At 34.9% G+C, this 12,908-nt stretch carries 8 protein-coding genes; 4 read left to right on the top strand and 4 right to left on the bottom strand.

The genetic code is table 11. From position 1 onward, the window contains the following. The first annotated feature begins 69 nt into the window (after positions 1 to 69). Positions 70 to 531, top strand: coding sequence for an Lrp/AsnC family transcriptional regulator (locus tag DMB71_RS16185; RefSeq protein ID WP_111367833.1), 462 nt, complete (start codon positions 70 to 72; stop codon positions 529 to 531). A gap of 239 nt (positions 532 to 770) precedes the next feature. Then, on the top strand, positions 771 to 2,117 hold the full coding sequence (locus tag DMB71_RS16190) for a deoxyguanosinetriphosphate triphosphohydrolase (RefSeq protein ID WP_111367835.1): 1,347 nt from the start codon (positions 771 to 773) through the stop codon (positions 2,115 to 2,117). A 70-nt stretch (positions 2,118 to 2,187) separates the two neighbouring features. Here DMB71_RS16190 and DMB71_RS16195 read toward each other — a convergent pair whose 3' ends face one another. From DMB71_RS16195 to DMB71_RS16210, 4 genes are read right to left on the bottom strand one after another with little or no spacing between them, the layout of a single operon-like run. Next, entirely contained in the window at positions 2,188 to 3,189 is a 1,002-nt protein-coding gene (locus DMB71_RS16195) for a DUF3078 domain-containing protein (protein ID WP_111367837.1), read from the bottom strand. A 32-nt stretch (positions 3,190 to 3,221) separates the two neighbouring features. After that, positions 3,222 to 5,009, bottom strand: a complete 1,788-nt coding sequence (locus DMB71_RS16200; RefSeq protein WP_111367839.1) for a 1-deoxy-D-xylulose-5-phosphate synthase — start codon at positions 5,007 to 5,009, stop codon at positions 3,222 to 3,224. 52 nt (positions 5,010 to 5,061) lie between these two features. Next, positions 5,062 to 5,697 (bottom strand): hypothetical protein, encoded by a 636-nt coding sequence (locus DMB71_RS16205; RefSeq protein ID WP_111367841.1) that lies wholly within the window; start codon positions 5,695 to 5,697, stop codon positions 5,062 to 5,064. After that, positions 5,697 to 6,500, bottom strand: a complete 804-nt coding sequence (locus DMB71_RS16210) for a hypothetical protein (RefSeq protein ID WP_111367843.1) — start codon at positions 6,498 to 6,500, stop codon at positions 5,697 to 5,699. Before DMB71_RS16210 ends, DMB71_RS16205 begins: the two co-directional genes overlap by 1 nt. 60 nt (positions 6,501 to 6,560) lie before the next feature. On the opposite strand from DMB71_RS16210, the gene DMB71_RS16215 reads away from it, so the two are divergent. Together DMB71_RS16215 and DMB71_RS16220 are read left to right on the top strand one after the other, a co-directional pair. After that, positions 6,561 to 7,004 (top strand): nucleoside deaminase, encoded by a 444-nt coding sequence (locus DMB71_RS16215; RefSeq protein WP_111367845.1) that lies wholly within the window; start codon positions 6,561 to 6,563, stop codon positions 7,002 to 7,004. A 194-nt stretch (positions 7,005 to 7,198) separates the two neighbouring features. After that, positions 7,199 to 12,880 carry an alpha-2-macroglobulin family protein gene (locus DMB71_RS16220; protein WP_111367847.1) on the top strand — a complete coding sequence of 1,894 codons (5,682 nt, stop codon included), beginning with the start codon at positions 7,199 to 7,201 and terminating at the stop codon, positions 12,878 to 12,880. Positions 12,881 to 12,908: the final 28 nt, after the last annotated feature.

Here is a 12,908-nt window from a genome sequence, read left to right on the forward strand (position 1 = left end):
GAAATAGATTTTTAAAGATTTAATTACTTTGAAATTGTTTAAAATGAACTTCTAGCAGTAAAAAAAACTATGGAAAACTTAGATAAAACCGATTTGCAGATCCTGAAATACCTTCAGGAAGATTGCAATATCAATACAAAAGATCTAGCAAGCAAATTATTTCTAACCGTGACACCTGTTTATGAAAGAATTAAAAGACTCGAAAGAGACGGTTATATTACCAAATATGTAGCGCTTTTAGACAAACAGAAAATGAATCGCGGAATGACGGTGTTTTGTAATGTTCGCTTAAAAGAGCACGCTAAAAATGTTGGAAGCAATTTTGTGAAAGATATTGTGGCGCTTCCAGAAATTATCGAATGTTATAACATTGCTGGAGATTACGATTTTATGCTTAAGATTTTAGTGCAAGATATGGCTAGTTATCAGGATTTTGTAATGAACAAACTGTCAACGATAGAAAACATCGGAAACACAAATAGCATTTTTGTGATGGGTGAAATCAAACACAGTACTGCTTTAGAATTTTAATTTTTTTTGCCACAGATTAAGAGGATTAAATTGATTTTTTAAAAATGATGCTCAGATTTATTCGCCACGAATTCACGGATTATTTTAAACGAAATGCTTTCTAAAAATTCGTGAATTCGTAGCGAATTAAACTTAATCTATTGTCTGTTTTTATCCTAAAATAAAACGTATTTTTGAAATTTTAAAATCCTCAATTTAGATCAACAATCTAAAATCTTTAATCAACAATCTAAAATCAAATGAACTGGGAACAACTTTTATCATTAAAACGTCAGGGCGATACAAGCAAAAGATTACGTGTAGAACAAGATGATACTCGTTTAGGATTTGAAGTAGATTACGACCGAATTATATTTTCTTCAGCATTTAGAAGTTTACAAGATAAAACACAAGTTATTCCGCTTTCTAAGACAGATTTCGTGCATACGCGTTTAACGCATAGTTTAGAAGTTTCTGTTGTGGGGCGTTCGCTTGGGCGTTTGGTTGGAAAGAAGATCATTGAAAAATATCCTTATCTGAAAGAAGTTCATGGTTATCATATGAACGATTTTGGAGCTATTGTGGCTGCAGCTTCGTTGGCGCACGATATTGGAAACCCACCTTTTGGACATTCTGGAGAAAAAGCAATTGGTGAATATTTTTCTATCGGAAACGGTCAAAAATACAGAAATCAGCTTACCGATAAACAATGGCAGGATTTAATTGATTTTGAAGGAAATGCTAACGGATTTTCAGTTCTTACAGCAAGCCGTCCAGGAATAGAAGGTGGACTTCGTATTTCGTATGCAACCTTGGGAGCTTTTATGAAATATCCGAAAGAAAGCCTTCCGAAAAAACCAACAAATAATATTTCCGATAAAAAATACGGATTCTTTCAGTCTGATAAATTATTCTTTGAAGAAGTAGCCAAAGATATGGGAATGATTGCCAATAAATCTGGTGAAGATATTGGTTTTGAAAGACATCCATTGGCTTATTTAGTTGAAGCAGCAGATGATATCTGTTACACCATTATCGATTTTGAAGACGGAATTAATTTAGGTTTGGTTTCTGAAGATTTTGCTTTAGAATATTTGATTAATCTAGTAAAAGACAATATTGGAGTTTCTAAATATAAATCGTTAACCACAAAAGAAGACCGCATTAGTTATTTGCGAGCTTTGGCAATTGGTACTTTAATTAATGATGCTGTAAATGTTTTTGTTGAAAATGAGGAAGCAATTTTGGCGGGTAACTTTCCATATGCTTTAACAGACAAAAGCAAATACAAAGCTCAGATGAATGATATTATCAAACTAAGCGTTGATAAAATCTACCAAAGCCGCGAAGTGATTGAGAAAGAAATTGTCGGTTATCAAATCATTCAAACATTGCTGGACAAATTCATTACAGCATTTAATAATAAATATGACGGAACAGCTTCAAATTATGATAAATTGATTTTAAAAATGTTGCCAGAGAAACATCATTTAGACAAAACTAATCTATACGAACGTTTACTGCATATATGTCATTATGTTTCGCTTCTTACAGATGGAAATGCTCTTGAATTGTACGAAACAATTCAAGGACAGAAAAAGCGTTAAATCGATTCGTTTGCAATAAAAAATGCCTCTTTCATGAATTTTGAAAGAGGCATTTTTTATTATTCTTATTTTATTTGAAAGCGTAAACCAAACCAACTCCTAGAACTTGTCTTAATTGCATTCTTGGCCCGTCGTTTACCTGTGTTGTTGCTCCTGTAGCTGGGTCAACAACATCTTTTTTTGTTTTAATATCGTCGTCATAAATTAAGTGAACTCCTATGTTGGCTTTTACATATGCGTTAACAACAAGATCCAGACGCGTGTCATAATCGATATCTACATTTCCGAATTTGTTTAAGTAATCGGTATACAAGCTTAATCTGTTTTCGTAAAAAACGTTTTTATAGATTTCGTTTTTCATATAAGCTGTAAAAAGTATACCAAATTCGGCTTTTACTTTTTGCCCTCCTTCAATTAGTATCTGCTGAGTAGGATCTAGCGGATCTGGTGCATAAACCGCTTTCTTAACCCCGAAAGAACCTTGGTCTGCAAGATATTGATCAAGTACTAAAGTAGTTTTTAACGTAATAGGAGAGAAGTAAAATACTCTGTTTTTTTCTTTATTTGAATTCTCTGCTCCGGCTCCCAGAAAGATATAAGCTGGTGCGAAAGGTTTCGAGATTGCCACATCTCGGTTTGGGTAATTATAACCGTCTGTAAATTGTGTATTGAAGTTTAATTTAGAAGAATAATACCAGTTTGAAGCAGTATCTTTTCTGAAACCATAAGTAGAGTTAAACTGAAAGGCGTCGTCTGTTTTTCTTAGCTCGATTCCGTCTTGCTTATTTAAACCATATTTTACGATAAGCTCGTTTACCCATTTATGATTTTTCTTTGTGTAAGTTCTATTAAATTCGCCTTTAAATAAACCCGAAATAGAACTTGTTCCCCCGGCGCTCCAGTTCACAAAAGCAATTTCGGAAATGTCAAAACCAACCTGATTCTTTCTGCTCCAGTTGGACGGCGGTTTAGGCGCTTGATTCGGACTTAAAGTGGTTTGTATAATCTGGGCAAAGTTATTAGAAGTACACAAAAGCAATAATAGCAAAAGGGTAGAACGCAATAATTTCATTTAGGTATTTTTTTTTTGGTTTCGCAAAATAATTATTTTGAACCGTTAGAAAAAAGATTTATTAAACTTTTAACGTCAATTTTACACAATTCTTGCAGTTGATTTACCGTTCCATGCTCGATAAATTCGTCTGGAACACCCAAAACTTCAATAGAATTTTTGAAATTATTTGATGCTGCGAACTCTAAAACTGAACTTCCAAAACCACCATTTTTAACTCCATCCTCGATTGTAATAATACGTTCGAAAGTTGAAAAAATGGTTTTCAAAGTATTGACGTCTAATGGTTTAATAAAGCTAAAGTTATAGTGGGCGATTTCGTTAGAATTGGTAGATTCCTTTAAAGCCTCTATAACATTATTTCCAATTGTTCCGGCCGATAGCACAGCAACTTTCGTACCATCTTTCAAGCATTTTGCTTCGTTCCAATTTATTTTTTCGTAATGTCCGAAATTTTCTACTTCCCAATTTGGAAGGACTCCGCGGCCTCTTGGATATCGAATTGCTATTGGATGGTCTATTCCTAATTGAACGGTGTAAAGAATGTTTTGAAGTTCAATTTCGTTCAGCGGAGCATAGATGACCATATTCGGAATCGAACGTAGATAAGCAATATCAAAAACTCCATGATGCGTTGCGCCATCTTCACCTACTAATCCAGCACGGTCTAAGCAAAAAATAACTGGCAGGTTTTGCAAGGCTACATCATGAATTACCTGATCGTAGGCACGCTGTAAGAATGTGGAGTAAATGTTGCAATACACAATCATGCCCTGTGTCGCCATTCCTGCCGCCAGGGTTACAGCGTGTTGCTCGGCAATTCCAACATCAAAGGCACGTTCTGGGAATTCGTCCATCATAAATTTTAATGAACTCCCCGATGGCATTGCGGGCGTGATTCCGATTATTTTTTCATTCTTTTTGGCTAAATCTAAAATGGTTAAACCAAAAACATCCTGATATTTTGGAGGAAGATTTTCTTCAGATTTTAAATGAATTTCTCCAGTTGAGGCATCAAATTTTCCAGGAGCATGATATTTCACCTGATTTTCTTCGGCCTGCTGCAATCCTTTTCCTTTTGTAGTTACAATATGAAGGAATTTTGGACCTTTTATCTTTTTAAGACGATTTAATTCTATTATTAATTTAGGAAGATCATGACCGTCTATTGGCCCCGAATAATCAAAATTCAAAGATTTAATGATATTATTCTGTCGTGGATTTTTCCCGTTTTTAACCGAAGTAAGGTATTTTTTTAAAGCGCCCACGCTTGGATCAATTCCGATGGCATTATCGTTTAAAATGACTAGAATATTGGCGTCGGTAACTCCGGCATGATTTAAGCCTTCAAATGCCATTCCGCTTGCGATTGAAGCATCGCCGATAACCGCAATATGTTCTTTATCAAAATCACCTTTTAATTTAGAAGCAATTGCCATTCCGAGTGCTGCAGAAATAGAAGTGGAAGAATGTCCAACACCAAAAGTATCATAAACACTTTCGCTTCTTTTCGGAAATCCCGAAACTCCTCCAATTTGTCTATTGGTATGAAAAATTTCTCTTCTTTCGGTCAATATTTTATGTCCGTATGCCTGATGTCCAACATCCCAAACCAATAAATCATCAGGAGTATTAAAAACATAATGCAAAGCAATTGTAAGTTCTACAACGCCCAAACTTGCCCCTAAATGCCCTTCTTTTACAGAAACAATATCAATAATAAACTGACGCAATTCTTGAGCAACTTGAGCAAGCTGTTCTTCTTTTAGAAGACGCAAATCGGCAGGATTGTATATTTTGGAAAGTAAATCGCTTTTCATTGTAAGGTAAAAAGCAAATTTACGGTTTTAAATTTAATTTTCCCCCAGAGTGTTATTTCAATAAAATAGGAACAGAATATTGCATTCTGACTTTTTTTCCATTTGATTCTCCCGGTTGCCATTTCGGACATAAACTTAGAACTCTGATAATTTCTTTTTGCAGTGGTTCTTCGACTGCTGGCGAACATTCAAGAAAAGATACTGTACCGTTTTTTTCGACTGCAAAAGCAAGAGTGAAATTGAGTTTCCAATAACTCACGTCTTCTGGTTTTTTATACTCTTTCATAAAAAAGTTATGAAATTGTTCTATTCCACCAGGAAATTCTGCATTTGTATTTGAAAGGGGTTTTAGAGTTGAGGCAGAATCATCTTTTTTTACTTTATCAGATTTGGAAGATTTGTTTTCATCAACTTCTTTAGTTGCTATTGGTGTCGTTTGTTTTAATTCAGTTTGCTCTGCTTTTGGTAAATCTTGTGCTTGATCTAATTTTTTAGTGCTAATTACAGTTGTATCTAAAACATTTGGTTTTGCTGTAAAAGTATCTTTGACAACTTCAATACTTTTAACTTTTTGTTGCTTATCTTCTTTGTTTTGACAGCCAAAGAAAGCCGTTGCTATAACTGTATAGAATACTAAAAGCAATTTGTATTGCTTTGTCGGGGTAGCTATTTCACGGTTTATTTCCATTATTTAAATGTAATTGGCAACACGAAAGACGATCGAACAATACGGTTTTTTAATTTACCAGGAATCCATTCAGGTGATTTTTCTAAAACTTTGACTATATCTTTTTCACTTGCAGAAGTTGTATTTTTAAGTATATTAAAATTACTAAGACTTCCGTCGCCTTCAATTACAAATAAAACCGAAATTTCTCCCTGTTTTGCAGATTTAAGATTTTTTGAAAAATAAGAATGGAATTCTTTCATTCCATCTTTTGGATATGGTGCTATATCTAAATCAATTGAACTAAAAATGACATCATATTTCAAAGGTTTTTCATTCATTACAAGTACTCCAGTTGTAAATCCTTTAGAAAGTTCTCCGACAGATTTTGTTTTTTTAGGTTCAAATTGATGTCCATAACATGCTGGAACATCTTCATCTTGACTTTGTGTGTTATTGTCAACAATTTCAATTTGGTCAATTTTCTTCTTATTTCCTTCTTTATCTGCACAGCTAAATAAAGTTGTTCCCATTGCAATAAACAAAGCGAGAAGAAACATTTTATGATAGTTTGTCTGAGAATACACAACGCGATTAGGAATTTGAATCGTGATAGTTTCTAGTTGCGAGTTTTTAAATCTCCCACAAACCCCTTCATTTTTATTTTGAATAAAATAGTGCTGAATTTCTTCTGGAAGCATCGAGGTAAAATCAACAACCGTTTTAGAACAGCTCATGCAGAAACGGCCATTTCCATTTGGCGTCATTTTGTTCCAGTCTTGAGAGCATGGTTCAGGAATGCTGATTTTGTAATTTCTTTCCATATTCAAATTTCAGAATTTAAATGTAATAAAAATAATGTGTAAAGTTTTATTTTTGCACTTATGGAAAATCCTTTTACTGACGAATATTTCATGAAAAAAGCTTTGCAGGAAGCAGAAGAAGCCTACTCAAAAGGCGAAATTCCTGTTGGAGCTGTAATCGTTGTAGCAGATAAAGTTATTGCTAGAAGCCACAATTTGACTGAGTTGCTAAATGATGTTACAGCGCATGCCGAAATGCAGTCTATAACCGCTGCCGCAAACTTTCTGGGTGGAAAATATTTGAAAGACTGTACACTTTACGTAACGCTTGAACCTTGTCAAATGTGTGCAGGTGCTTTGTACTGGAGCCAGATTTCTAAAATTGTCTTTGGTGCACGAGATGAACAGCGTGGATTTTTAAATATGGGAACAAAACTACATCCTAAAACTACTGTAGTTTCTGGTGTTATGGCCAATGAAGCTGCCGATTTAATGAAACGATTTTTTTTGGAAAGGCGTAAATAAATCTTTTTGACCATCTCTACAATAGTGTCTATCCTTCAACAAAAGTTAAATATTTTTGTTTCGGAATTTTCTTCTTAAATAAATTAAAAAATAAATTACTTTTATCGTGATTTAATTTGTATTTTTCTGTTATAGCTTTTAGCAGTAAAATCCAATAAATTCTCAATTTGTTAACCATTTAACTCTCAATAAAAGTGAAGGCAAAAGGATTATTTCTCGTATTTCTCGTATTTTTTGTTTTTCAATCCTGCGGGCGCAAATCAGCTGCAGATTTCAATTCTGATTTTTCGTTATTTAAAGATTACATAACCAGTTTTACTGGCGGTATCGTTTCTGCAGATTCTGATATCCGTGTGGTTTTGGCTTTCGATAAAAACGATTGGAAACCTAATCAGGAATTAGACGACGATTTGTTTGATATTTCGCCAAGTGTTCACGGAAAAGTTATTGCACTTTCAACAAACACTTTAGCTTTTATTCCAGAAAAAAAATTGGCGCCTGGAACAGAATATCAAGTTACTTTAAACTTAGATAAGTTAACCGCCATTCCAAAAGAGAAAGAAGAACTTTCAAAATTCAATTTTACAGTTAAAACGGTAAAACAGGATTTTACCATCAACACTGGCGATATTCAATCCTACAGTAAAGAATATCAATATTTAAACTGTGTTTTAAAAACTGCAGATAATATTGATTTGGAAACTGCACAAAAACTGGTTGAAGCCAAACATAATGGCAATAATCTTAAAATTAAGTTTGAGAAAACAAACGGACCTGCAAAAGAGTTCCGTTTTATAATTGACAGTATTCAGCGCCAGTCAGAAGCTTCAAATCTAGAAATTATTTATGATGGAAATGATTTTGATATTGACCAGAAAGGACAAATCGATTTCCCAATTACAAGCATTAACGAATTTAAAGTCATTAAAGTTGAAGTTCCAGACGGAAACAATCAGCAGGTTTTAATCAATTTCTCTGAACCTTTAGAAAAAGGTCAGGATTTTGCTGGATTGGTTTCGATTCAAAATACCAATAATCTGAAATTTTCTACACAAGGGAATTTACTAAAAGTATATTTTACAAATCAAAATGCACCTAAAAAAGAAAAAGCTGTAACAGTAGTTGCGGAAGAACCAGTTGCGGTTGCTGTAGATTCCGCCGCAGTTGTAGTTGATTCTGCTGCAGTTGCTGTAGATTCTGCCGCTGCAGTTGCAGAAGAAGCTGTTGAATATGTGCCAGACGAAGAACCTGAACAAGTTATAACGGGCGAATTATTGCTAGAAGTTTTTCAGGGAATAGAAAGCCAGTACGGTAAAAAACTGGAAAACAATTACACAGAGAAAATTTCTTTTGATCAGATAAAACCAAACGTTCGTTTTATTAAAAACGGAACGATTTTGCCAAGTTCAAATAATTTAAAACTGAATTTTGAAGCAGTAAATCTGAGCGCGGTAGATGTTAAGGTTTATAAAATTTACAAGAACAATATTCTGCAATTTCTTCAATATAACGAATTAAATGGCGGACAAAATCTTAAGAAAGTAGCACAGCCTATAGCCAAAACTACTTTAAATTTAAAGGAAAGCACACTCGTAAATCTCTCAAAATGGAATACGTATGCTTTAGATTTATCTAAAATTATTAAACCAGAACCAGGAGCGATTTACAGAGTTGAATTTGTTTATAAAAAGAAATACTCGCTTTATAAATGCGAAACATCAGAAGGTAATGACGATGAAACTGAGGAAGAAGAAGTTGATGAAAACGACGTAAACTATAGTGGAAACTCTTACGACGATTACTATTATGATGATTACGATTGGAGAGAAAGCCAAGATCCTTGTACAGGTTCTTACTATTACAATGCGAGAATTGCAACCAATATTTTAGCTTCAGATTTAGGAGTTATTGCTAAAAGAGGCGAAAATAAATCGTATTTATTTGCTGTAAATAATATCGTTACAACAGAACCAGTTTCAAACGCAAGAGTGGATTTATATAACTTCCAACAACAGAAAATAGCAACAGAAGCAACAAGCAGTGAAGGAATTGCATCTTTCCAATTGGACAAGTTTGCCTATTTTGCAATTGTTACTTTAGGCGATCAATCGACTTATGTGAAATTGGATGACGGACTTTCATTATCTGTAAGTAATTTTGATGTTGCTGGAGAGACTTTACAAAAAGGTTTAAAAGGATTTATTTACGGAGAAAGAGGCGTTTGGCGCCCTGGAGACAATTTGTATTTGTCTTTCATTTTGAATGACGCCGCGAATAAACTTCCAAAATCGCATCCAATCAAATTTCGTTTAAATGATCCGAATGGTAAAACAGTTTATCAAACGGTTCAAAAAACAAACGATTTAAATCATTATGCATTTATAGTGCCAACAAATCAAGATGCACCAACAGGAAATTGGGAAGCGATGGTAAGTGTTGGTGGAGCAAAATTCTATAAGAGTATAAAGATTGAAACAATCAAACCGAATCGTTTAAAAATCAAAAATACATTTAGCAGAAAAACACTTTCTGCTTCGTATCCAAACACAGATAATCTTGAAGTAACATGGCTTCATGGCGCAATTGCTAAGAATTTGAATGTAGAAATGCAGGCTAAATTCTCGCAACAAGCAACCACTTTTAAAGGTTATGAAAAATATACTTTTGATGATTTGGCGCGCCAATTCAGTACGGAAGAAATTAATGTTTTCTCTGGGAAATTAAATGAAAGCGGAAAAGCTTCAGTAAATATTCAACCAAGATTACAAGGCCAAGCTCCAGGAATGCTTCGCGCTTCATTTATTACAAAAGTATATGAAGAAGGGGGGGATTTTAGCACAGATGTGATGTCAACGACTTATTCTCCGTATAAAACTTATGTAGGACTTAAAACTCCGGAACTGAACAAGTATAGCATGCTTGAGACGAGAGCAAACAATCGTTTTGATGTGGTTACGGTTGATGAAAACGGAAGGCCAAGATCTGTTCGTAATCTTGAAGTAAGAGTTTACAAAGTAGATTGGAGATGGTGGTGGGATTCTTCAAGCGATAATTTATCAAATTACAACTCGTCGAATGCAACGACTTCATACAAAACATTTGTCATTAATACTGATTCTAGCGGAAAAGGAAGTTTCCAATTTGCTTTGACAGATGAAGAATGGGGACGTTATTTAATTCGTGTTGAAGACGGAGAAAGTGGACATGCTACTTCTTTAACCGTAAATATCGACTGGCCAATCTGGTCCGGAAAAACGCGTAATAGAGATGCTTCTACAGCAAATATGTTAGTGTTTTCTACCGATAAAAAGAATTATGCAGTAGGAGAAAAAGCACAGATTTCATTCCCTTCAAGTGAAGGCGGTCGTGCTTTAATTTCTATCGAAAACGGATCAAGAGTTGTGCAGACTATTTGGACTGAAACTAAAAATGGAGAAACAAAAGTTGAGGTTCCAATTACAGGAGCAATGGCGCCAAACGTTTATTTCAATATTACATTGTTACAGCCTCATGCTTCGACCAAAAACGATTCGCCAATCCGTATGTATGGAATTGTACCTATTGAAGTGGTAGATAAAAATACCATTTTAGCACCAACTCTTAATATGCCAGATGTCTTGCGACCAGAACAATCATTTACAGTAAAAGTAGGCGAAAAATCAGGTAAAGAAATGACCTATACAATCGCAGTTGTTGATGAAGGTCTTCTGGATTTAACTCGTTTTAAAACACCAAACGCATGGGATAGTTTCTATGTTCGCGAAGCTTTGGGCGTAAAAACTTGGGACGTTTACGATGATGTAATTGGCGCATATGGCGGAAAAATAAACCAGATTTTCAGTATTGGCGGTGATCAGGATTTAGGAGGCGGAAAAGCTAAAAAAGCAAACCGTTTTAAACCTGTTGTATTGTACTACGGTCCATTTAAATTAGAAAAAGGAGAGACGAAATCACATGAGTTAAAACTTCCAAAATATATTGGCTCTGTTCGAACAATGGTTGTGGCAGGAGATGCAAAAACAAGCGCTTACGGAAGTGTTGAGAAAGCAACACAAGTTAAGAGTCCGTTGATGGTTTTAGCTTCGTTGCCAAGAAAAATTTCGCCATCAGAAAAAGTGACATTGCCTGTGACGGTTTTTGCGACTGAAAACAAAATTAAAAATGTAACGATTCAGGTAAAAACAAGCAACGGATTGAAAGTAGCGGGAAGTGCAGTTCAGAAACTAAGTTTTGCACAGCCAGATGAGAAAATGGCCTATTTTAATTTAGTTGTAGGTTCTGCAACTGGAATTGCAAAAGTTCAGGTTATTGCAACATCTGGAAGTGAGAAATCGACTTATGATGTTGAAATCGATATGACGAATCCAAATCCGGTTACGAGTACTTTTACCGATGTTGTTCTAACGCCAAATAGCACTAAAACAATTTCATGGAAAACGTTTGGAATTGCAGGAAGCAATAAAGCAAGATTGGAAGTTTCGTCAATGCCATCAATGAATTTGAACGGAAGGTTACAATTCTTAATTCAATATCCTCACGGATGTGTAGAGCAGACAACTTCGTCAGTTTTCCCTCAATTGTATTTGGGAGATGTTGCAGATATTGATGCAAAACGCAAAGATTTGATTCAGAAAAATATTGCAGCTGGAATTCAAAGATTAGGTAATTTCCAATTATCAAATGGCGGAATGCCTTATTGGCAAGGAAATGCTATTGCAGACGATTGGGGAACTTCTTATGCTGGACATTTCTTAATTGAAGCAGAGAAAAAAGGATATGTGTTGCCAATTAATTTCAAATCAAAATGGCTGTCGTATCAGCAGAAAGAAGCTAAACAATGGCGATTTGAGCCAAAATATGGAAATGATTTAGCTCAGGCGTATCGTTTGTATACTTTAGCTTTAGCTGGAAATGCCGACTTATCATCAATGAACAGATTGCGTGAAACAAAAGGGATTTCAAACGAAAGTATGCTTCGTTTGGCAGCGGCTTATGTTTTGGCAGGACAAAAATCGGCTGGACAGAATTTGTTTTTAAGAACAAGTATTGACGGAAGTTCAGATGAATACAGTTATTACTATTATGGTTCGAGCGAAAGAAATAGAGCAATGGCTCTTGAAACGATGCTTCTTTTAGACCAGAAACAAAAAGCGTTTGTAACAGCGACAAAATTGGCTAAAGAAATGTCAGCTAATCAGTGGATGAGTACACAAACAACAGCTTACTGCTTGTATGCGATGTCGAAATTTGTGGTTAGCAACGGTCCAAAAGGAATCAATATTCAGTTTAGTAAAAACGGAAAAGGAGAAACCATAAAGACAGGTAAATCGGTTGCAGATCGCAGTTTGTCTGTTGCTTCGGGAACAAACAGCATTACGCTGAAAAACAATAAAGCCAATACGGTTTATGTTCGTGTATTGAATACAGGAATATTGCCAATCGGACAGGAAAATGCTGTTCAAAGTGATGTGACCGCTTCTATTGTCTTCAAAAACAGAAAAGGAAGCATAATCAATGTTTCAAAAATCAATCAGGGAACTGAGTTTGTTGCAGAGGTTACAATTAAAAATCAAAGAGGAGAAAGTGTTCAAAACGTAGCGTTGTCACAAATTCTTCCTTCAGGATTCGAAATTGTAAATACTCGTTTCACGGATTACGGAGATGCGGTAAACAACATCGCTGATTATATTGATATTCGCGATGACAGAACAAATTTCTATTTCGGAATGAAAGCTAGAGAAACCAAAGTTTTCAGAATTCTGCTAAATGCATCGTATTTAGGAAATTATTATCTGCCTGGATTACAATGCGAAGCAATGTATGATAATACGTTCTTGGCGAGAACAAAAGGATTCTGGGTTGAGGTTGTGAAGTAAAATTTATTAGCCACAAATTCACGAATTT

It is taken from the genome of Flavobacterium tistrianum, assembly GCF_003254545.1.
GTDB classification, from domain to species: Bacteria; Bacteroidota; Bacteroidia; order Flavobacteriales; family Flavobacteriaceae; genus Flavobacterium; species Flavobacterium tistrianum.

Excerpts from the sequence above, each read along its gene's own strand:
- DMB71_RS16215 (WP_111367845.1), top strand. The coding sequence starts at position 6,561 with ATGGAAAATCCTTTTACTGACGAATATTTCATGAAAAAAGCTTTGCAG.
- DMB71_RS16185 (WP_111367833.1), top strand. The coding sequence starts at position 70 with ATGGAAAACTTAGATAAAACCGATTTGCAGATCCTGAAATACCTTCAG.
- DMB71_RS16210 (WP_111367843.1), bottom strand. The coding sequence starts at position 6,500 with ATGGAAAGAAATTACAAAATCAGCATTCCTGAACCATGCTCTCAAGAC.
- DMB71_RS16205 (WP_111367841.1), bottom strand. The coding sequence starts at position 5,697 with ATGGAAATAAACCGTGAAATAGCTACCCCGACAAAGCAATACAAATTG.
- DMB71_RS16200 (WP_111367839.1), bottom strand. The coding sequence starts at position 5,009 with ATGAAAAGCGATTTACTTTCCAAAATATACAATCCTGCCGATTTGCGT.
- DMB71_RS16190 (WP_111367835.1), top strand. The coding sequence starts at position 771 with ATGAACTGGGAACAACTTTTATCATTAAAACGTCAGGGCGATACAAGC.
- DMB71_RS16195 (WP_111367837.1), bottom strand. The coding sequence starts at position 3,189 with ATGAAATTATTGCGTTCTACCCTTTTGCTATTATTGCTTTTGTGTACT.